The following is a 20,297-nucleotide window of genomic DNA, read 5'->3' on the forward strand; positions in this document are numbered from 1 at the left end:
CGGCAGGGGGAGGGCTGTCTCAGGCGGCATCGACGAGGCCCAGCAGCCGCGCGGCAGCCGGCCGGCAGGCGTGCTCCTCGTTCCAGAACGCGCGCTGCGTCGCCTGGGACACCGCCTGCACCGTGATCCCCAGTGCTTCGGCGGCGGGCCTCTGCTGGCCGCGCACGCCGGGGACGAGCAGGTCCAGCACGGCCCACTCCGCCTCGGTGCGCGTCCACACGAGCTGGCCCACCAGTTTGAGCACCGCCTCGGCCTCCGCCGCGGCCGTCTCGTCCCGGCCCCGCACGGCCAGCGGGATGCGCGCGGTGGAGAGGGCGGCCGCCTCCACGGCGCGGCGCGCGGCGGAGAGCGCCGGCCCGCCGGCGTCGTGGACGTCCCCGGACTCCGGCAGGCCCGGCGTCCCGTCCGCGTGCATCACGCCCCCGACGCCGACCCCCACGTTCCAGCGCCGCTCCCGCAGCGCGCGCAGCGCCACGTCCACGGCGAGGGCCGGGTCCTCGACCGCGCCGATCAGCTCGTCGCCCACGGAACGCTGGAAGGGCAGCGCCGCCGCCGCGTCGAGCCCGGGCACTGCGTCCAGGCTGCGCAGGAAGGCGTCCACGCGATCGCCGGCGTCGGGGGTGTCCCGCTGGTTGAGGGTGAGCACGAGCATGCGCTCGATTGTGCCAGCGCCGACGGCGGCCGCCCACCCGGATGGGTGAGCGGCCGCCGTCGTGCGTGGCGCGGGACGCGCCGGGGATGGTCCGGGGGTCAGCGGCCCTGCGGCACGTCGGTCTCGGGGCCCTCCTCGGTGGCCGGAGCGGGCTCCTCGGTGTCCACCTCACGGCCCTGCGGCTCGTCGGACGGGGAGTGCTCGCCGGCGGCGGCGAAGCGCTCGATGGAGGCCTCGAGCTCCTTCTCGGCGTCCGCGCGGCCCTGCCACCCCTCGGCCTTGACCCACTTGCCCGGCTCGAGGTCCTTGTAGCGGGTGAAGAAGTGCTCGATCTCCGCCTTGAGGGACTCCTCGACGTCCTCGAGCTCGGCGATGTGGTCGAACCGCTTGTCTGCGGGGACGCACAGCAGCTTGGCGTCGCCGCCGCCGTCGTCGGTCATGTTGAACACGCCGACCGGCCGGGCCTCCACGATGCAGCCGGGCACCAGGTCGAAGCCCGGCAGGAACACGAGGGCGTCCAGCGGGTCGCCGTCCTCGCCGAGGGTGTTCTCGAAGTAGCCGTAGTGCGTGGGGTACTGCATCGAGGTGAACAGCACGCGGTCCAGGCGCAGGCGGCCGGTCTCGTGGTCGAACTCGTACTTGACGCGGGAGCCCGCGGGGATCTCGATGGTGACGTCGTGCGCCATGGCTTCTCCTTCAGACAGGGGCGATTCCCGGACGGCGGGCGCGCCGCCCGGCGGAACTGTCGCCAGCCTACCGCCGCGCCCCGCCACTGCGACGGAGGGGTGCGTGAGGCAGGGCACTCGCGGCTGGGCGTGGGCGCTGATCGTCCTGGGGCTCCTGGCCGTGGCGACCGCACTGGCACTGCTCCTGGGAGGACGGGGCGGAGAGGTGGGCGAGGGGTCCGCCACGACCGCCCCCGCGCCGCCGGCCACGTCCTCCGCCGAGGGCCCGGGCGGCCCCGCGACTCCCTCCTCCGCCGGCTCCCCTCGGATCACCAGCTCCGTGCGCCTCGGGGACGGCTGCCTCGCGGCGGAGCACGGCACGCAGGTGCGCGGCGTGGACGGCCGCCACCTCGTGTGCACGTGGGGGGACGGCGCGTCCACGTGGACCGAGGTCGCGGACTGACGCCGGCACGCCGCGGCGGCTTTGCACCTGCAACCGCGGGTCCGTCATCATGGTCGGCATGGCTCTCACCGATCACGACCTCCGGGACAACCTCGACCAGCAGCGCGCGCTCTACGGGCAGCCGCTGGGCGAACGGTTCGGCGTCCTGCGCGAGGCGTACGGGGTCAGCCAGCGTTCCCTGGCCGGGGTCCTCGGCCTGTCCGCGCCGATGCTCTCCCAGCTCGGCTCCGGGCAGCGGATCAAGATCGGCAACCCCGCCGTCTACGCGCGCCTCGTCATGCTCGAGGAGCGCATGGGAGAGGGCGACCGCGCCGCCGTGCTGGAGGAGGTCCGCGCGTCGGACCCCGTGCTGACCACGCGCGTGCGTGCGGTCACCGGTGACGGTGCGGCGGCGACGTCGGACGCGCGCCTCGATGACGCCGCACCCGACGCCTTCGCCGCGGCCCATCACCACCGGGCGAGCGCGGCGCAGTGGGACGCGGTGCTCGAGGCCGCGCGCCGCAGCGGCGCGGACGAGCTCGTCGCCCTCTTCTCCGCGGCCCGGTCCGTCGCCGCGGGCGACGCCACCCCGGTGGCGTCGTGACCGACCGTCGCTCCGATCGCACGATCGTCGTCCTCTGCGTGCTGCTGGCGCTGGCCGTGGCCACCCTGCTCGGCATGCTGGCCCGGGACTTCCTGCTCCCGCGACTGGCCTCGGGGCCCGCCCCCTCGGCGGTCTGGTCCGCCCCCGCCCCGTCCCCCTCCCCGACGACGACGCCGTCCCCCTCCCCGACGCCGCGGGCCTCGACCTCGGCCCCGGGGGAGGTGCCCTCGGCCGCCGCGGTGGCGGACGCGGTCGAGCCGGGGCTGGCGGCGGCCCCGGGGGTGGCGTCCGCGGAGTTCCGTGACCTCGCCACGGGGCGGGTGCTGTTCTCCCGGCGCGCGGACGAGCCGGTCGCGCCGGCGTCGGCCATGAAGCTCCTGACGGCCGCGGCCGCCGTGGACGCGCTCGGCCCGGACACCGCTCTCACCACCCGCGTGGTCGCCCGTCCGGCGGCGGACGGCGGAGCCACGGAACTGGTGCTCGTCGGCGGCGGCGACGTCCTGCTCGGCACGGGGGCCTCGGACCCTTCGAGCGTGGCGGGCCGCGCCGGCCTGCGCACCCTCGCGGAGCGGACCCTGGCCGGGCTGGACGAGCGCGGCGTCACCGGCCGGGTGGTGGTGAGCACGGACCTGCGCCTGTTCGAGGACGAGGCCCCGCTCAACCCGGCGTGGTCCACGGGGATGGTGGAGAGCGGCAACATCGCCCCTGTCCAGCCGCTGGCCACCTACGGCGGGCGGGCCACGCCGGGGACCGGACAGGACCGGCTGGCGGACCCGGCCGCGTCCGCCGCCCGCACCTTCCAGGCCGAGCTCGCCGCCCTCGCGGAGGACGCGGCGGAGGCGGGCGAGGGCGGCGTCGAGGTGGCCGTGCGGGAGGAGGTCCCCGCGACGCAGGCGCCCCGCGAGGAGGTGCGCGCGGCCGCGTCCGTGGCGGAGGTGACGTCCGCTCCCGTCCGCGCGCAGGTCGAGCACATGCTCATGCACTCGGAGAACCAGGTGGCCGAGACCCTCGCGCACACCGCGGCCGCGGCGGCCGGGCTCCCCGCCACCCACGACGGCGCCGCCGCACTCCTCGAGCGTCGGGTCGCGGCGCTGGGCGCGGACACGGCGGGCATGGACGTCGTGGACGCCTCCGGCCTCGCCGCCGCCAACCGGGTGAGCCCGGAGCAGCTCGTGGACGTGGTGACGGGGCTCTCGGCGGAGCCGGCCCAGGACGGGGTGCTGGACGCGCTGCCGCGCCCCGGCGAGGACTCCACGCTGGGCGAGCGCTTCCCGTCCCCGCCCGCACGCGGCGCCGTGGCCGCCAAGACCGGCACCCTCGACCAGACGGTCTCCCTCACCGGCACCGTCACCACGACGTCGGGGCGGGTGCTCGCGTTCAGCGTGGTGTGCTCCGAGGTCGACTGGCAGATCGAGCCGGCGCGGGCGGCGATCGACGAGGCGGTGGCCGCGGTCGCCGCCCTGTGAGCGGGCACCGGACCCGGTCCCGTGCCCGGCGCCTGTGATGGGATGGGCCGCATGAGCGCAGACCAGCCCCGCATGTCCGGCGGCCCCACCGCCGGCCCGGCCGCACCCGCCGTGCACCCCGTGGACTGGGCGTTCGCCGCCCGCACGGCCGAGGCCCTCACCGTGGCCGGGCCGCGCACCTCCGCGCGGGAGGCGCGCGGGGAGGCCGAGGGCCTCCGTGCGGCCGCGGCGGCCTCCGTGCCGCACGTCCACCGGCTGACCGGACTCGAGGCGGCCCGGGACCTGCTCGACTCCCAGGTGCTCGTGGTGGACCGCCCCACGTGGTCCCGCGCGAACACGCAGTCCTTCGCGGCGCTTCTGGGCCCCACGTTCGCACACCTGCAGGCCACGCGCCCGGCTGAGTACGAGGCCGCCACCACGCCCGTCGCGACGCGCGCCACCGCCCTGGAGATGGGCGGCATCCTCGCGTGGCTCTCCGCCAAGGTGCTCGGCCAGTACGACCCGTTCAGCGCCCTCCCGGGGCCCGACGGCGTCCCCGCCGGCCCCGCGGGCGGCCGCCTGATGCTCGTGGCGCCGAACGTGGTGCAGGTGCGCCGCGAGATCCACGTGGACCCCGCCGACTTCCGGCTCTGGGTGTGCCTGCACGAGCAGACCCACCGGGTCCAGTTCGCCGCCGCCCCGTGGCTGCGCGGGCACCTGCGGTCGGAGATCACGGGGCTCACCGGCGGGCTGTTCGACAAGGCCGAGTCCCTGCCCGAGCGGCTGCGCTCCGCCCTGGCCGCCGCGAACCCCCTGGCGGGGTCCGTGCGGGGTCGGGGCGGCGGCGTCGCGAGCCACGCCGGCGGGGAGGCGGGCCCGGCTGTGACGTCGGGCCGGCCGAGCCTGGGCCTGCTCGGCGCGTTCCAGGACGAGGAGGACCGGGAGCGCCTGTCCCGCGTGACCGCCGTGATGTCCCTGCTCGAGGGCCACGCGAACGTCGTCATGGACGCCGTGGACTCCTCCGTCGTGTCCTCCGTCAAGACCATCCGCCGCCGGTTCGACGAGCGCGGGGACCGCCGCTCCGCGGTGGACCGGGCGATCCGCCGGATCCTGGGGATGGACGCCAAGATGGCCCAGTACCGGGACGGCCAGCGGTTCGTGGACGCCGTGGTCGGGGAGATCGGCATGGACGGGTTCAACGTGGTGTGGGACGCCCCGGAGCTGCTGCCGAGCGAGGCGGAGATCCACGCGCCCGAGACGTGGGTGGCGCGGATCCGCGCCGAGGCCTGACGGGTCCGCTCCGGTGACGCTCCCCGCCCTGGACGCGGTCACCCCGTGGCCGCGGCGCGCCCGCTGGCCGGGGGCCCTCCACCGCGCCGTGGCCGCGGTGCGGACGGTCCTCGGACCGGACGCCGACGGCGGCGCGACCGGTGGGCGCGGGTCGTCTCGGGCGCGGGCCGAGGAGGGCGGGGAGGCCCCCCGGGCACTCGTGGCGCTGTCCGGCGGGGCGGACTCCCTGGCCCTCGCGGTGGCCTGCGCCGTGCTGACGGCGACGCGCGCCGGGCGGCCGCTGGGTCCGGTGGGCGCCGTCGTGGTGGACCACGGGCTGCAGGACGGCAGCGCGGCGGTCGCGGCGGCCGCCGCGCAGGTCGCCCGCGGCCTCGGCCTGGACCCCGTCACCGTGACGCCCGTGCGGGTGGTCCCCGCGGGGGACGGCCCCGAGGCCGCGGCCCGCACCGCGCGTCGGGAGGCTCTGGCCCGCGCCGCCGAGGCCGCGTCCGCCGACGCCCTCGCCCTCGTGCTCACCGCCCACACCGCCGACGACCAGGCCGAGCAGGTGCTCCTCGGCCTCGCCCGGGGATCCGGCACCCGGTCGCTCGCGGGGATCCCGACGCGCGGGACCCTGCCCGGCGGCATCCCCGTGGCCCGGCCCCTGCTCGGCCTCACCCGGGCGGACACCGAGGCGATCTGCCGGTGGGCCGGGATCGCCTGGTTCGAGGACCCCCACAACCGGGCTCCGGCCCTGCTGCGCTCGCGGATCCGCACCCGCGTCCTGCCGGCCCTCGAGGACCCCGACGCCGGCCTCGGCCCCGGCGTGCGCGACGCCCTCACGCGCACCGCCGCCCTGGCCGCCGAGGACGCCGACGCCCTCGACGCGTGGGCCGGTCGGGAGTTCGCGGGCCTGCTCCTGGGGGACGCGCGTGCCGCTGCGGGTGCTCCGGACCCCGTGGCCGAGGCGGGGCGCCCCGTGGGGGAGGCGCCCGGCGTCGTGGTGGCGCTCGATCTGGACGGGCTGGCCGCCCTGCCGCCGGCGGTGCGCCGCCGGGTGATCGTCCGCGCCGCCCGCCGGGCGGGGGCGGAGGACCTCTCTCGGGAACGGGTGCTCGCCGTGGAGACCCTCGTCACGGGGGCCCGCCGGGGCGGCACGTCGGCCGGTCCCGTGGAGCTGGCCGGCGGTGTGCGTGCGGTCCGGGAGGGGCCCGGAGTGACGTGCGTCGCGGAGGCCTCCGGGCAGGCCGACGATCGGGGCCCGTGTGCCAGACTGGTCCTCATCCCCCGACGCCCCGGCTGCTGACCGCGACCCGGCGCCGGCCCCACCCGCACGAGCACCCAGGAGCGGCACCCGCATGGACGCACAGGATGTCCGGAAAGACCTCACCCACGTCCTCATGAGCAAGGAGGAGGTCCAGGACACCATCACGGACCTCGCCGCGCAGATCGACCGCGACTACGAGGGCAAGGACCTCCTGTTCGTGGCCGTGCTCAAGGGTGCCGTGATGGTGGTCGCCGACCTCACCCGGGCCCTGCACTCGCACGTCGAGATGGACTTCATGGCCGTGTCCTCCTACGGCTCCGGCACCAAGTCCTCCGGCGTGGTGCGGATCCTCAAGGACCTCGACGCGGACCTGACCGGCCGCCACGTGCTGATCGTGGAGGACATCATCGACTCGGGGCTGACCCTCTCCTGGCTCAAGGCGAACCTCGAGTCCCGCGGCCCGGAGTCGGTGGAGATCTGCGCGCTGCTGCGCAAGCCGGACGCGATGAAGGTGGAGATCGACGTGAAGTACGTCGGCCGCGACATCCCCAACGAGTTCGTGGTGGGCTACGGCCTCGACTACGCCGAGAAGTACCGCAACCTGGACTTCGTCGGCACGCTGGCCCCGCACGTCTACAGCTGACCCCCGCCGTCCGCGGGGGAGAAGGGGCTGTCCACCGGCGGCGAACTCCCCGCGGCCCGTCCCCGCGCCGCTCCGCCCGCCCGGTACCGTGGTGCAGTGACCCAAGGCCCGGGCCGCGCCTCCGTGCACCCGGCCCGCGTCCCGCCGGGACATGGCAGACCAGGAGACAGACGGACCGTGAAGAAGCTGTTCAACAAGCCCTACGTCTGGATCCTGCTCGGGCTCCTCGTGCTGGGGATGGCCATCCCGCTGGCCACGAGCCAGGGCGGCCGCGCGATGGTGGACACCAACGTGGGCATGTCCATGCTGAAGGACGACAGGGCCGTGGAGGCGCGCGTGGTCGACGGCGACCAGCGCGTGGACCTCTCCCTCCGTGAGCCCTACGAGCAGGACGGCCGGGACCTCGGCAAGGACGTCTACTTCCACTTCTCCGCGGCGCGCGCGGACGACGTCGTCGCGGCCGTGGACCAGTCCGCGCTGGACGGCTACACGGACGAGCCGGTGCGCAGCAACTGGCTCACCTCGCTGCTGGGCCTCATGGTCCCGTTCCTGCTGATCTCCCTGTTCTTCTGGTTCCTCCTCTCCCGCATGCAGGGCGGCGGCGGCAAGGTCATGCAGTTCGGCAAGTCCCGCGCGAAGCTCATCAACAAGGACAACCCGGACGTCCTGTTCAAGGACGTCGCCGGCGCGGACGAGGCCGTGGAGGAGCTCGAGGAGATCAAGGAGTTCCTCACCGTCCCGGACCGCTTCCACGCGGTGGGCGCCAAGATCCCCAAGGGCGTGCTGCTCTACGGCCCTCCCGGCACGGGCAAGACCCTGCTCGCCAAGGCCGTGGCCGGCGAGGCCGGGGTGCCCTTCTACTCGATCTCCGGCTCGGACTTCGTGGAGATGTTCGTGGGCGTGGGCGCCTCCCGCGTGCGCGACCTCTTCGAGCAGGCCAAGAACAACGCGCCGGCCATCATCTTCGTGGACGAGATCGACGCCGTCGGCCGGCACCGCGGCGCGGGCATCGGCGGCGGCAACGACGAGCGCGAGCAGACCCTGAACCAGATGCTCGTGGAGATGGACGGCTTCGACGCCTCCACCAACGTCATCATGATCGCGGCCACCAACCGCCCGGACGTCCTGGACCCGGCGCTGCTGCGCCCCGGCCGCTTCGACCGGCAGATCCCCGTGGAGGCCCCTGACCTGGAGGGCCGCGCGAAGATCCTCGAGGTCCACGCGCAGGGCAAGCCGATCGCCATGGACGTGGACCTGCGCTCCCTGGCCAAGCGCACCCCGGGCTACACGGGCGCGGACCTGGCGAACGTCATCAACGAGGCGGCGCTGCTCACGGCCCGCTCGAACAACAACGTGATCGACGACAAGGCCCTGGACGAGGCCGTGGACCGCGTGATGGCGGGCCCGCAGAAGCGCACGCGCCTCATGAACGAGCACGAGCGCAAGGTCACGGCCTACCACGAGGGCGGCCACGCGCTCGTGGCGGCCGGCCTGCGCAACTCTGCCCCCGTCACCAAGATCACGATCCTGCCGCGCGGCCGCGCCCTGGGCTACACGATGGTGGTGCCGGAGAGCGACAAGTACTCGGTCACGCGCAACGAGCTGCTCGACCAGCTGGCCTACGCGATGGGCGGCCGCGTGGCCGAGGAGGTCGTCTTCAAGGACCCCTCCACCGGCGCGGCCAACGACATCCAGAAGGCCACCGAGACGGCGCGCAAGATGGTCACCGAGTACGGCATGAGCTCCCGCGTGGGCGCCGTGAAGCTCGGCACGGGGGACTCCGAGCCGTTCGTGGGCGGGGGCTCCGGCAGCTCGTCCCGCGAGTACTCCGACGAGCTGGCCTCCCTCGTGGACGCCGAGGTCCGCGCCCTCCTCGACGGTGCGCACGCCGACGCCCACTGGGTGCTCACCGAGAACCGTGACATCCTCGACCGGCTCGCCTACGAGCTCCTCGAGCGGGAGACCCTCAACCAGGAGGAGATCGCCGGGATCTTCGCGGACGTGCGCAAGCGTCCGGAGCGGGAGCTCTGGCTCGCGGCCGACGAGCGCCTCCCCCACGACGTGCCGCCCGTCCTCTCCCCGGTCGAGCGCCGCTCGCGCCGCGACGCGGAGGAGCAGGCGCCCGTCGGCACCTCGGACAGCACGGTGCCGGTCGCTCCCGAGGGCGCGCCGCCGTCGTCGCTGGGCGGAGACGCCCCCGGCGGCACGCCGCCGGCCACCGGCCCGGGCAACGCGCCCGGCCCCGGGAAGGGGCCGACGTGGTGAACCCGGACCTGCTCCTGCACGACGACGGCCCGATGGGCGAGGACGACGCGTTCCCGGGCGTGCCCGGCACGTTCGACCCGCGCTCGACCGCCGTGGACCGGCCGCGCATCGAGCGGGCCGTCCGGGAGATCCTCGAGGCGATCGGCGAGGACCCGGACCGCGAGGGGCTGCAGGACACCCCGAAGCGCGTGGCCAAGGCGTACGCGGAGTTCTTCGCGGGCCTGCACCAGAGCCCTGAGCAGGTGCTGGGCACCACGTTCGACATCGCGCACGAGGAGCTCGTGGTGGTGAAGGACATCCCCTTCTACTCCACGTGCGAGCACCACCTGGTCCCCTTCCACGGCGTGGCGCACATCGGCTACATCCCCTCCGCCGAAGGGCGGGTGACGGGGCTGTCCAAGCTCGCCCGGCTCGTGGAGCTCTACGCCCGCCGACCGCAGGTGCAGGAGCGGCTCACCACGCAGGTGGTGGAGGCCCTCATGGAGCACCTGGCGCCGAAGGGTGCGATCGTGGTGGTCGAGGCCGAGCACCTGTGCATGTCCATGCGGGGGGTGCGCAAGCCCGGCGCCAGGACCGTGACGTCCGCCGTGCGCGGGCAGCTGCGGGACCCGTCCACGCGGGCCGAGGCCATGAGCCTCATCATGCACGGCTGAGCGACGTCGGGCGCACCCGCGGGCGCCGCCCCCGAACGAGGAGGACACAGTGAGCACGCGTGAGGCCAACCGGGCCCTGCTGGGCGCCCTGCCCGCGGACCGCACCCTGGTGATGGGCATCCTGAACGTCACCCCGGACTCGTTCTCCGACGGCGGCGCCCACGATGCCGTCGGCCCCGCCCTCGCCCACGCGCGGCGGATGCTCGCCGAGGGGGCGGACATCATCGACGTCGGCGGCGAGTCCACGCGCCCGGGCGCGCAGGCCGTGCCCCCGCAGCAGGAGCAGGAGCGGATCCTCCCGGTCGTCGAGGCGCTGCTGGCCGACGGGGCCGTGGTCTCCGTGGACACGATGCACACGGCCACCGCGCGGGCCGCCCTCGAGCTGGGCCCCGTGATCGTCAACGACGTCTCCGGCCTCGTCCACGAGCCGGACATGCCCGAGCTCATCGCCGAGACGGGCGCGCCGTACGTGCTCATGCACAACCGCGGCAAGCCCCAGGCCATGGACGGACTGGCGGAGTACGCGGACACCGTGCCGGACGTGGTGTGCGAGCTGCGCGCCGTGGCGGAGCGCTTCATGGCGGCGGGCGTGGAGCGCGAGCAGCTGATCCTGGACCCGGGGCTCGGCTTCGCGAAGGCCGGCGAGCAGAACTGGGAGCTGCTGCGCGGCCTCGAGTGGCTGCAGGCGATGGGCCACCCCGTGCTGGTGGCCGCCTCCCGCAAGCGCTTCCTGGGCTCGCTCCTGGAGGACGCGGACGGCGCGGCCCCGGAGCCGACCGAGCGGGACGCCGCCACCGCCGCGGTCAGCGCGCTCTCCGCCTTCCACGGCGTGTGGGCCGTCCGCGTGCACGACGTCCCCTCCAGCGCGGCCGCGGTGCGCGCCGCCGCGGCGTGGCGCGGTGCCTCGTGGCTCGGGAGGTCCCTCTCGGCCGAGGTGCCGGCGTGAGCGCGGCCGGGCGCGGCACCGCCCCGGACCGCATCTGCCTGACCGGCCTCACGGCCGTGGGCCGGCACGGCGTGTTCGAGCACGAGCGCCGGGACGGGCAGCCGTTCGTCACGGACGTGGTGCTCCACCTCGACGCCGGCCCTGCCGCCGCCACGGACGACCTCGCCCGCACCGCCCACTACGGCGAGGTCGCCGACACCGTGGTCCGGCTCGTGACGGGCGAGCCGGTGGACCTGATCGAGACGCTGGCCGTGCGGATCGCGGCCGCCGTCCTCGCGGAGCAGCCCGTGGTGGAGGCGGTGGAGGTCACCGTGCACAAGCCGCAGGCCCCCATCCCGCACGACTTCGCCGACGCGGCCGTCACGGTGCTCCGCCGGAGGGAGGAGGGGAGATGAGCCCCGCGTCCCACCCCGCCGAGGGGCCCGCCCCGACGCCGGAGCTGGCCGCCCGCCCGGACGAGCCGGTGACGGCCGTGCTCGCGCTCGGGGCCAACCTCGGGGACGTCCGGGAGACCCTCGACCACGCCGTCGCCGTCATCACCGTCACCCCCGACGTCCATGACGTGAAGGCGTCCCCCCGCGCCGTCACGGCCCCCGTGGGCGGCCCGCCCGAACAGCCGGACTACCTCAACCAGGTGCTCCGGATCCGCACGAGCCTCTCCCCGTGGGAGCTCCTCGGCCTGGCGCACCGGCTCGAACAGGACCACCACCGCCGCCGTTCGGAGCGCTGGGGCGCCCGCACCCTCGACGTCGACCTCATCGTCTACGGCGAGCTGCGCAGCGACCACCCGGACCTCACCCTCCCGCACCCGCGGGCCGCGCAGCGGGCCTTCGTGCTCCTGCCGTGGCTGTGGCTCGATCCCGCGGCCGAGCTCGCGGGCGAGCCCGTCGCGCAGCTCGCCGAGCGCGCCGCCGACGCCGGGGGCGTCCGCCGTGCGGCGCCCCGCCGCGCCCGCCTTCTCGGCGCGCCGGGGCAGGCCGGGAGGGACGCGACGTGACCTCCCTGCGCTCGGCGTGGACCGCCGTCGTGCTGCTGGCTGCGGGCGTGCTCGGCTGGCTCGCCGCCCTGGCCGCGCCCTCGATGGGCCTGCCCGCTCCGGCCGTGGGACGCACCGGCCTCATCACGGCGGCGGCCGTCTGCGTCCTCGTCCTCGCGCTGGCGTGGCGCGTGCGGCGGGACCGCGAGAAGCCCGTGGCCGAGCGCATGGACCCGCTGGCCGCGGCGCGCACGCTGGTCCTGGGCCAGGCCGTCGGCTTGACGGGCGCGGCGCTGGCCGGCTGGCACGCCGGCGTCGCGGGGCAGGTGGCCTCCCACACGGGCACCCGGGCCCCCACCGTGGTGGATGCCGCCCTGCTGACCGTGGGCGGACTGGTGATGCTCGTGGCGGGCCTCGTGGTGGAGGCCTGGTGCAGGATCCCCCCTGAGGAGGATGGCGGCGGCGGCGCGGGCGGGCAGGATGGACTCCCGGGAGGCGGCCGACGGGGCCGCCCCGAGACCGATGGAGGGTATGCACGTGGCCGGGATTGACCAGGACGGCGTGGTCTTCACGCCCGTCTCGCCGAAGCTGACCACCGTGAAGCTGACCGCCTCCACGATCGGACACCTGATCGGGCTGGCGGTCCTCGGCGTGCCGCTCCTCCTCCAGCGTCTCGGCGTGTGGCCCGACTTCTGGACCTGGGCCGCGTGGGGCCTCCCCGCGCTCGTGCTCGTCTCCTGGGTGACGGACCTGGTCCTCATCCCACGCCGAGTGCGCGCCATGGGCTGGGCCGAGCGCGAGGACGACCTGCTCTGGCGCCAGGGTGTGCTGATCCGCACCCTGAACGCCGTGCCGTACGGGCGCCTGCAGTACGTGGACACCTCCGACGGCCCCCTCCTGCGCCGCCACGGCCTGCAGACCCTGGCGCTCAAGACCGCCGCCTCCGGGGCCGACGTCGAGCTCCAGGGCCTCCCCGCCGCCACGTGCGACGAGCTGCGCGAGGTCCTCATGGCCCGCGGCCAGGCCCGGCTGGCGGGGCTGTGAGCGCCGCCGCGCCCCAGCGTCCCCGCATCGACGACGACGGCTGGGCCCGCGTCCACCCCGCCTCGCCCTGGGTGAAGGGCTGGACGGGGCTGCTCGTGATGGTGGTCGTCATCGGTCGGGACCTCGTGGAGGACGCCGTGGCCGGGGCGCTCGGCCAGTCCCACACGGCCTCCGGCGACCCGGTCGACCCGCGCTCGCTCCTGATCGGCGCGGCGGTCGCCGCGGGCATCTTCACGCTGGTCTGCCTGGGGTTCTACTTCTCCTGGCGGTTCACCCGCTTCCGCCTCGGCGCCGAGGAGATCGAGCTGCGCCAGGGCTGGATCTTCCGCTCCCGGCGCCAGATGAAGTACGACCGCGTCCAGGCCGTCGACCTCCAGCACCCGTTCCCGGCCCGGCTCCTGGGCCTGGCCACCGTGAAGGTGGAGGCCGCCGACGGCGGCGAGTCCGCGCTCGAGCTGGCCTATCTCAAGCGCGCCCAGGCTGAGCAGGTGCGCCGCGAGATCCTCGACCGCGCCTCGGGCGTCGCGCATCTCGCCCGCGGCGCGGACGAGACCGCGGCCGGCGTCGCGCCGGAGGAGGGGGCCGACGCCACCGGGGCCGTGGGAGACGCCGTGAGCCGGACCGCGCCCCCGCGCGCGCTGCGGACCCGGGACGACGGTGAGCTCATGCTGACCGTGCCGACGGGGCGGCTGGTCGGCTCGGTGCTGCTGTCCGGGCGCGTGGCGGGCGTGGCGATCGGCTTCCTCGTGTGGGCCCTGCTGTCCGTGACGGCCCTCGGCCTCATGCCCGCCGACTGGAGCGAGGGCGAGGAGATCACGGTGCTCGGCGTCCTCGGGGCCTCCGCCCTGCCCATGGCCTTCGCCGTGCTGGGCGGCCTGTGGTCTGGGCTCAACACCGGCTGGGGCTTCCAGGTGCGCCGCTCCGCCGACGGGCTGCGCCTGCGCCACGGCCTCACCGAGACCATCTCCCAGACCGTCCCGCCGGGGCGCGTCCAGGGAGTGACCGTCTCCCAGCCGCTGTTCTGGCGCCCGTTCCGCTGGTACCGCGTGAAGGTGTCCGTGGCCGGCTACGGCGAGGACTCGGACGGCGAGCGCAGCACGCCGCTGCCCGTGGGGACCTGGGAGGACGTCCTGCGCGTGCTCACGGTGGTCGCCCCGGACCCCGGTCTCGAGGGCGACCCGCGCGCCGCGCAGGGCCTCACCGCCGCCGAGCTCCTGCGGCTGGGCCTGCACGGCTCCGGGCCCGAGGGCGGCTTCCGCCACATCCCCCGCCGGGCCCGGGCGTGGTTCAACTGGTTCGCGTGGCGCCGCTCCGGCTTCACCACCACGCGCACCCTCCTCGTGGTGCGCCGGGGGTACTGGAACCGGTCGTTCCAGGCGCTCCAGCACGAGCGCCTGCAGACCGCGAGCCTCGGGCAGGGCCCCGTGCAGCGGCGCCTGCGGATCGCCTCGGTGTCCGTGGCGCTGGCCGGGTCCACGGCCGTGATCCCCGACCTCGACGAGGCCGACGCCCTCGCGCTGTTCGCGCTGGAATCGCGCTACGCCGCGGTCTCGCGCCGGCTCGCGGACCGCAACCACTGGATGGCCCCGGAGGAGCTCGCGCGCTTCGACCAGCGCACCCGCGAGGTGGCCGCCACCGACGTCGGCCGCCGCGCGTTGGCGGAGGCGGGCGTCGCCGTCGTGCCGGGCGCCGGGCGCGTGCCGGCCCCCACCGACCCCGAGGAGAGCGCATGACCGGCGGACTGGACACGAGCCTGGACCCGCGGGAGCGGCCCGGGCGGCTCGGCGTCGGGGTGATCGGCGCGGGGAGGGTGGGCGCCGTGCTGGGCGCGGCCCTGCGGAACGCGGGGCACACCGTCACGGGCGTGCACGCCGTCTCCGAGGCTTCCCGGACCCGGGCCGAGGCGCTGCTGCCGGACGTGCCCGTGCTGGAGGTCCCGGAGATCCTGCGGCGCTCCGAGATGGTGCTGTTCGCGGTGCCGGACGACGTTCTGGGGGAGCTCGTGGCCGGGCTCGTGGCCGCCGGGCACGTGCAGGCCGGCCACCTGCTGGTGCACACCTCGGGCCGCTACGGCGTGGGCGTGATGGGCCCCGTGCGCGCGGCCGGGGCCATCCCGCTGGCCATCCACCCGGCCATGACCTTCACAGGGCTGAGCCTGGACCTCGCCCGACTGCGGGACTGCGTGTTCGGCGTGACCGCGGATCCCGTCGTGCTGCCCGTGGCGCAGGCGCTCGCGGTGGAGATGGGCGGCGAGCCCGTGGTGATCAAGGAGGCGGACCGCGCGGTCTACCACGCGGCGCTGAGCCACGGCTCGAACCACCTGGTGACGGTCACGGCCCAGGCCGCGCAGCTGCTGCGGCAGATCGGGGTGGCGGACACCGAGCGGCTGCTGCGCCCGCTCCTGAGCGCCTCGCTCGAGAACGCCCTGGCCGACGGCGACGGCGCCCTGACCGGCCCGGTGTCCCGCGGCGACGTCGAGACCGTGCGCGCCCATCGCGACACCCTGCGCGAGCTGGTGGCCGAGGGCATGCCCGCCGACGTGCTGGACACGTGGGAGGCGCTCGCGGCCGCGACCGCTCGGCGCGCCGCCGCCCGCGGGGCCCTGAGCGACGACGCGGCGGCCCGCGTCCTGGACGTCCTCGCCGAGCCCGACGACGCCTGAGGAGCCCAGCACGTCCACCCCGTCCCGGCGCCGCGCCGACCGGAGGCAGAAGGCGTCCGCCGAAGACGTCCACCACGGTGGAACAGCAGCGGTCACTCCTGCGTGGACGCGGCATGACGCTTGACAACGGCGAGGCCCGACGAGGTCGACCGCACGCTGCCACGGGCGGCGCATGCCCCTGTGGGTGGTGCTGGAGGTCCTGGACTTCTCCGATGTCTCACGCCTCTTCGACGGCATGCGAGCGGCGGACCGATGGAGCGTGGCGACGCAGAGGGGCCTTCACGTGGAGCTGGTGGCGATGACCTCGTCACAGGCGAAGAAGGCCACGAAGAACCACCCGTTGGCGCGATGGCCACGATGCCGGGCATGGACTCGTTGCCCGCCGTCGAGAGGGGGCTCCGGGAAGGAGGGGACAGGCCGGGCGCCGTCCTCGGTCAGCCTCAGCCGCCCAGCCGGACCGCCGCCTCGAGGGAGTCCACGACCCGCGGCCCGTAGGAGCCGCCGAAGAGGATCGCGTGCACCAGCAGCGGCACCGCCTGGTACGGCGCCACGCGATCGCGCCAGCCCTCGGCCAGGGGGAACGACTCCTCGTACGCGGCGAACGCCTCCTCACCGAAGCCGCCGAAGAGCCGCATCATCGCCAGGTCCACCTCGCGGTGGCCGCGGTGCGCGCTCGGGTCGATCAGCCAGGAGCGGCCCTCGTGGTCCAGCAGCCGGTTGCCCGCCCACAGGTCCCCGTGCAGCAGCGACGACGGCTCGGCGGGCCCCAGCACCGCCGCGCCCGGGTGGTCCACGGGCGAGTCCGTCCCGAAGCCGTCCGTGAGCTCGGCGAGCCGCTCCGCCGTCGCCAGTGCCGCGGTCGGCACGACGCCGCGCCGCTCCGCCTCGCGGGCCAGCGGCACGATCCGCCGAGCGACCCAGGACTCGGCCCACGTGCCGGTGGGCGTGTAGTCCACGGGAGCCTCGCCGAGATAGCCGATCGGGACGCCGTCGTGGGAGCCGAAGGAGTCGGCCTCACCGGCGGGACGGCGCGACCCGGCGTGCAGGGCGGCCAGCTCGCGGCCGAAGGCCTCCTCGGTCTGCGGGGAGGGGCGGCCGCCGGTCCTCACGCGCCCGATCCGCAGGCTGCCGTCGTCCACGTTGAGCACCTTGGGGACCCGGGCGCCGGCCGCCCCGAGCGCGCGCAGCCCGGCGGCCTCCCGCTCGAAGAAGCGCTCGGGCGCTCCGGCGCGGTGCTTGCGGAAGAACGTCTCCTCGGCCTGGTGCTGGACCATGTCAGACCCGCCCGTCCCGGATCGCGGCGACGACGCCGTCGGCCGCGTCCTCGATCTGGCGGTACATCTCCTCGAACTGCCCGCGCGGGCGGCCCCACGGGTCCGGGACCTCGACCACGCCGGCCGTGTCCACGTCCGAGGCGAACTCGCCGAGCAGGCGGACCTTCGCCCGCTGGGCGTCCGTGGTGGCCAGGCGCCGCACGTCCTCCAGGTTCATGCGGTCCATCACGAGGACGAGATCCGCCCCCTCGAGGTCCTGCGCGCTGAACTGGGCGCCGACGGTGGGGAAGTCGTAGCCGAGCTCCTCGCCGACCTCCCGGGTGAGCTCGTGGGGCTGTTCGCCCACGTGGTCGTCGGCGGTGCCGGCGGAGGTGACCGCGACGTCGTCGAGACCGGCCTCCGCGATCCGGCGCCGCAGCACGGCCTCGGCGGCGGGGGAGCGGCAGATGTTGCCCAGGCAGACCGTCATGATGCGCATGAGGCCAGTGTCCCAAAGGGCGAGGCGGGGGGGCCATGCCCGAGCGGGCGGCGCCGTCGTCGCCCGAACGCCTGGCACGATGGATCCCATGACCGAGCAGCCCGATCTGTCCCCCCTGACCGAGACCGAGCAGGAGTGGGTCAGTGCCCGCCGCGACTTCGCCGCGCAGGAGGGCGTGGACCACCTGGACCTGGACGCCGTGAGCGCCTACTACGACCGTCTCGTGGCCCGGGCCGGCGCCGCGGACGTGGACCCGGACGAGCTGGGAGTGCACCTCGACGTCGTCGTGGTGCTGCTGGGGGAGCACCTCGGCGCCCGCCACGGCATGCAGTGGGTGACCCTGAAGGACGACGAGGGCTCCGAGCTCGGCCTGCGCGACCACCTCTCCGACGCCGTGATCTTCCCGCACTCCGTGGTCGGCGAGAGCTGGAACCACGGCGCCACGGGCTGGATGGGCGAGTACGTCGACTGGCTCGGCACGCAGCTGCAGGAGATCCGCGCGAAGGCCCGCGCCGAGGACTGAGGCGGGGCGCCCGGTGAAGGCTGAGGGGGACGCTCAGGTCGCCACCCGGCCACCGGGCCGCCACCGGACCGCCGCCGCGGCTGACCCCTGCGTTCGTGCCGCGACGGACGGGTTGCGGCGGCCCGAACGTCGGCACTCTCCTTCGCGGTGGCAGGCGCACACGCCGCTTCCCCAAGGCGTAGCGGCGTGTGCGCCTGCCTCCCGGGGAGGGGCCCGTATTGCCCCGGTCACACCAGCCCGGATAGAACGGACAGCATGACCTCGCCCGACACATCGTCCCCGGCCGCCTCCCCCACGACCTCGGCCGCCCCCACGCCCGCTTCAGCCCCCACCCCCTTCCACGACCTCTCCGCGTTCGTCGCGCTGCCCCGCGTCTCCGGCCTCACCCTGAGCCCGGACGGCACGCGCCTCGTCACCACCGTCGCCACCCTCAACGGCAAGGGCACCGGCTACGCCACCGCACTGTGGGAGCTCGACGCCGCAGGCGAGCGCCCCGCCCACCGCCTCACCCGCTCCCGGGAGGGCGAGTCCGGCGCCGCGTTCGCCGCGGACGGCACCCTCTACTTCACCTCCACGCGCCCGGACCCCTCCGTCGACGACGCCGACAAGGCCGCCGCGCTCTGGGCCCTCCCTGCCCGCGGCGGCGAGGCCCGCGTCGTGCTCAACCGCCCGGGCGGCGTCTCCGCCGTCACGTGCGCCGCGCACGCCGACCGCGTCGTCGTCACCGCGGAGCGCCTGAGCGGCGCGAGCACCGAGGCCGAGCACGCCCGCCTCGTGCAGGCCCGCAAGGACGCCGGCGTCGACGCGATCCTCCACGCCGGCTACCCCGTGCGCTTCTGGGACCACGACCTCGGCCCCGCCCGCCCCGAGCTCTTCCTCCTCGAGGACGGCCCGGACCCGCAGGGCGTCCCGGAGTCGGACGCCAGCGACGACGGCGCCGCCCCCGCCGACGACGCCGCGCACCACCTGCGCCACCTCACCGGCGTCGACCGCTCCCATGCCTTCGGCCTCGGCGCCGAGGTGGCCCCGGACGGCTCGTTCCTCCTCACCGTCGTGGCCACGGCTGAGGCGCGCGGCAACGTCCGCGAGGGCAGGGTCGTGCGGATTGAGCTCCCCACCGGCGAACACCGCGTCCTGCACGACGTCCCCGGGGAGGACGCCCACGTCGGGCCCGTCAGCCACGACGGCACCCGCGCGATCCTGACCCGCACCCCGGACTCCACGCCGGACTCGGCCGTGGCGCCCCAGCTCTTCCTCCTGGACACGGCCACCGGCGAGACCACCCCGCTCGCCCACGACTGGGATCGCTGGGCCGACGTCGTCGCGTGGCTGCCGGACGACTCCGCCGTCATCGCGCTCGCGGACTCCGACGGCCGCCGCCCGGTCTTCCGCATCGACGTCGCCACCGGCGAGGTCACCCAGGTGACCCACGCGGACGAGGCGTGGTCCGACGTCGTGCTCTCCCCGGACGGGACCACGGCGTACGGCGTGCGCTCCTCCTACCTCTTTCCGCCTGAGGTGGCGCGCCTGGACCTCGTCACGGGCGAGGCCGAGCGCCTGCGGAACCCCGCGGAGCGCCCGGAGATCCCGGGCCGCCTCGAGGACGTCGAGGCCACCGCCGACGACGGCGCGCGCGTGCGCGGCTGGCTCGCCCTGCCCGAGGGTGCGGCCCCCGACGGCGGCCACCCGCTGCTGCTGTGGATCCACGGCGGCCCGCTCGGCTCGTGGAACGCGTGGAGCTGGCGCTGGACGCCGTGGATCGCGGTGGCCCAGGGCTACGCGGTGCTCATGCCGGACCCCGCGCTCTCCACGGGCTACGGCCAGGAGTTCGTCCAGCGCGGCTGGGGCCGCTGGGGTGCCGAGCCGTTCACGGATCTCATGGCCATCACGGACGCCGTCGAGGCGCGCGCGGACATCGACGCGACCCGCACCGCCGCGATGGGCGGCTCCTTCGGCGGCTACATGGCCAACTGGGTCGCCGGGCACACGGACCGCTTCAGGGCGATCGTCACCCACGCGTCGCTGTGGGCGCTGGACGGCTTCGGCCCGACGACGGACGCCGCCTTCTACTGGGCGCGCGAGATGAGTCCGGAGATGCAGGAGGCGAACTCGCCGCATCGGTTCGTGGGGGACATCGTCACGCCGATGCTCGTGATCCACGGGGACAAGGACTACCGCGTGCCGATCGGGGAGGGGCTGCGCCTGTGGTCCGAGCTGCTCGCGAAGTCCGGGCTGCCCGCGGCGGAGGACGGCTCCACCGTTCACCGCTTCCTCTACTTCCCGCAGGAGAACCACTGGATCCTCGCGCCGCAGCACGCGAAGGTCTGGTACGAGGTGGTGCTCGGCTTCCTCGCGCAGCACGTGCGCGGCGAGGACGCGCCGGCGGTGCCCGATGTGCTGGGGCTGGGGCGGCCGACGGCGGGCTGACCCTGCTCAGCCGGAGGCCGGGCCGGCGTCCCGGATTCGTCACGCTGGGCGGCCGGCGGCCG

General features: G+C 75.5%; 21 protein-coding genes. 17 read left to right on the top strand and 4 right to left on the bottom strand.

All coding sequences use genetic code 11. The features are described 5' to 3' along the window. Positions 1-19: 19 nt before the first annotated feature. Together NJC10_RS07695 and NJC10_RS07700 are read right to left on the bottom strand one after the other, a co-directional pair. The gene (locus NJC10_RS07695) at positions 20-652 is read right to left on the bottom strand and encodes a hypothetical protein (RefSeq protein ID WP_319075693.1); all 633 of its coding nucleotides are present in this window, start codon (positions 650-652) and stop codon (positions 20-22) included. Positions 653-750: 98 nt separating this feature from the next. Next, positions 751-1,338, bottom strand: a complete 588-nt coding sequence (locus NJC10_RS07700; protein ID WP_319075695.1) for an inorganic diphosphatase — start codon at positions 1,336-1,338, stop codon at positions 751-753. 103 nt (positions 1,339-1,441) lie between these two features. On the opposite strand from NJC10_RS07700, the gene NJC10_RS07705 reads away from it, so the two are divergent. From NJC10_RS07705 to NJC10_RS07775, 15 genes are all read left to right on the top strand, one after another. Then, positions 1,442-1,780: a hypothetical protein gene (locus NJC10_RS07705; protein WP_319075696.1), complete on the top strand. Its 339-nt coding sequence runs from the start codon at positions 1,442-1,444 to the stop codon at positions 1,778-1,780. A 58-nt stretch (positions 1,781-1,838) separates the two neighbouring features. Next, entirely contained in the window at positions 1,839-2,363 is a 525-nt protein-coding gene (locus tag NJC10_RS07710; RefSeq protein ID WP_319075698.1) for a helix-turn-helix domain-containing protein, read from the top strand. Then, positions 2,360-3,829 carry a D-alanyl-D-alanine carboxypeptidase/D-alanyl-D-alanine-endopeptidase gene (gene dacB, locus NJC10_RS07715; protein ID WP_319075700.1) on the top strand — a complete coding sequence of 490 codons (1,470 nt, stop codon included), beginning with the start codon at positions 2,360-2,362 and terminating at the stop codon, positions 3,827-3,829. The genes NJC10_RS07710 and dacB overlap by 4 nt, the downstream gene beginning before the upstream one ends. Positions 3,830-3,880: 51 nt before the next feature. After that, on the top strand, positions 3,881-5,098 hold the full coding sequence (locus tag NJC10_RS07720) for a zinc-dependent metalloprotease (RefSeq protein ID WP_413466410.1): 1,218 nt from the start codon (positions 3,881-3,883) through the stop codon (positions 5,096-5,098). Between the two features lie 13 nt (positions 5,099-5,111). After that, on the top strand, positions 5,112-6,383 hold the full coding sequence (tilS, locus tag NJC10_RS07725) for a tRNA lysidine(34) synthetase TilS (protein WP_319075702.1): 1,272 nt from the start codon (positions 5,112-5,114) through the stop codon (positions 6,381-6,383). Between the two features lie 52 nt (positions 6,384-6,435). Then, positions 6,436-6,987: a hypoxanthine phosphoribosyltransferase gene (gene hpt / locus NJC10_RS07730; RefSeq protein ID WP_319075704.1), complete on the top strand. Its 552-nt coding sequence runs from the start codon at positions 6,436-6,438 to the stop codon at positions 6,985-6,987. A gap of 177 nt (positions 6,988-7,164) precedes the next feature. After that, positions 7,165-9,252 (top strand): ATP-dependent zinc metalloprotease FtsH, encoded by a 2,088-nt coding sequence (gene ftsH, locus NJC10_RS07735; RefSeq protein ID WP_319075706.1) that lies wholly within the window; start codon positions 7,165-7,167, stop codon positions 9,250-9,252. 32 nt (positions 9,253-9,284) lie between these two features. Further along, positions 9,285-9,905 carry a GTP cyclohydrolase I FolE gene (gene folE / locus NJC10_RS07740; protein ID WP_319075813.1) on the top strand — a complete coding sequence of 207 codons (621 nt, stop codon included), beginning with the start codon at positions 9,285-9,287 and terminating at the stop codon, positions 9,903-9,905. Positions 9,906-9,954: 49 nt separating this feature from the next. Next, entirely contained in the window at positions 9,955-10,851 is an 897-nt protein-coding gene (folP, locus tag NJC10_RS07745; RefSeq protein ID WP_298710732.1) for a dihydropteroate synthase, read from the top strand. Next, positions 10,848-11,246 carry a dihydroneopterin aldolase gene (folB, locus tag NJC10_RS07750; RefSeq protein ID WP_319075708.1) on the top strand — a complete coding sequence of 133 codons (399 nt, stop codon included), beginning with the start codon at positions 10,848-10,850 and terminating at the stop codon, positions 11,244-11,246. Before folP ends, folB begins: the two co-directional genes overlap by 4 nt. Then, positions 11,243-11,848 (top strand): 2-amino-4-hydroxy-6-hydroxymethyldihydropteridine diphosphokinase, encoded by a 606-nt coding sequence (gene folK, locus NJC10_RS07755; protein ID WP_319075710.1) that lies wholly within the window; start codon positions 11,243-11,245, stop codon positions 11,846-11,848. Before folB ends, folK begins: the two co-directional genes overlap by 4 nt. Next, positions 11,845-12,378, top strand: coding sequence for a DUF3180 domain-containing protein (locus tag NJC10_RS07760; RefSeq protein WP_319075712.1), 534 nt, complete (start codon positions 11,845-11,847; stop codon positions 12,376-12,378). Before folK ends, NJC10_RS07760 begins: the two co-directional genes overlap by 4 nt. Further along, the gene (locus tag NJC10_RS07765) at positions 12,359-12,871 is read left to right on the top strand and encodes a PH domain-containing protein (RefSeq protein ID WP_319075815.1); all 513 of its coding nucleotides are present in this window, start codon (positions 12,359-12,361) and stop codon (positions 12,869-12,871) included. Before NJC10_RS07760 ends, NJC10_RS07765 begins: the two co-directional genes overlap by 20 nt. Continuing rightward, complete coding sequence (locus NJC10_RS07770; RefSeq protein WP_319075714.1) at positions 12,868-14,604, top strand: PH domain-containing protein; 1,737 nt, start codon at positions 12,868-12,870, stop codon at positions 14,602-14,604. The genes NJC10_RS07765 and NJC10_RS07770 overlap by 4 nt, the downstream gene beginning before the upstream one ends. Then, on the top strand, positions 14,601-15,533 hold the full coding sequence (locus NJC10_RS07775) for a Rossmann-like and DUF2520 domain-containing protein (RefSeq protein ID WP_319075716.1): 933 nt from the start codon (positions 14,601-14,603) through the stop codon (positions 15,531-15,533). The genes NJC10_RS07770 and NJC10_RS07775 overlap by 4 nt, the downstream gene beginning before the upstream one ends. 440 nt (positions 15,534-15,973) lie before the next feature. Here the strand turns inward: NJC10_RS07775 and NJC10_RS07780 are convergent, their stop codons facing one another. Together NJC10_RS07780 and NJC10_RS07785 are read right to left on the bottom strand one after the other, a co-directional pair. After that, positions 15,974-16,807: a fructosamine kinase family protein gene (locus tag NJC10_RS07780; RefSeq protein WP_319075718.1), complete on the bottom strand. Its 834-nt coding sequence runs from the start codon at positions 16,805-16,807 to the stop codon at positions 15,974-15,976. A gap of 1 nt (position 16,808) precedes the next feature. Further along, complete coding sequence (locus tag NJC10_RS07785) at positions 16,809-17,285, bottom strand: low molecular weight protein-tyrosine-phosphatase (protein ID WP_319075719.1); 477 nt, start codon at positions 17,283-17,285, stop codon at positions 16,809-16,811. Positions 17,286-17,373: 88 nt separating this feature from the next. On the opposite strand from NJC10_RS07785, the gene NJC10_RS07790 reads away from it, so the two are divergent. Together NJC10_RS07790 and NJC10_RS07795 are read left to right on the top strand one after the other, a co-directional pair. Further along, complete coding sequence (locus NJC10_RS07790; protein ID WP_319075722.1) at positions 17,374-17,808, top strand: DUF3806 domain-containing protein; 435 nt, start codon at positions 17,374-17,376, stop codon at positions 17,806-17,808. A 255-nt stretch (positions 17,809-18,063) separates the two neighbouring features. Then, positions 18,064-20,235, top strand: coding sequence for an alpha/beta fold hydrolase (locus NJC10_RS07795; protein ID WP_319075723.1), 2,172 nt, complete (start codon positions 18,064-18,066; stop codon positions 20,233-20,235). The last annotated feature ends 62 nt before the right edge of the window (positions 20,236-20,297 follow it).

The organism is Micrococcus sp. M4NT (assembly GCF_033790745.1).
Taxonomy (GTDB): domain Bacteria; phylum Actinomycetota; class Actinomycetes; order Actinomycetales; family Micrococcaceae; genus Micrococcus.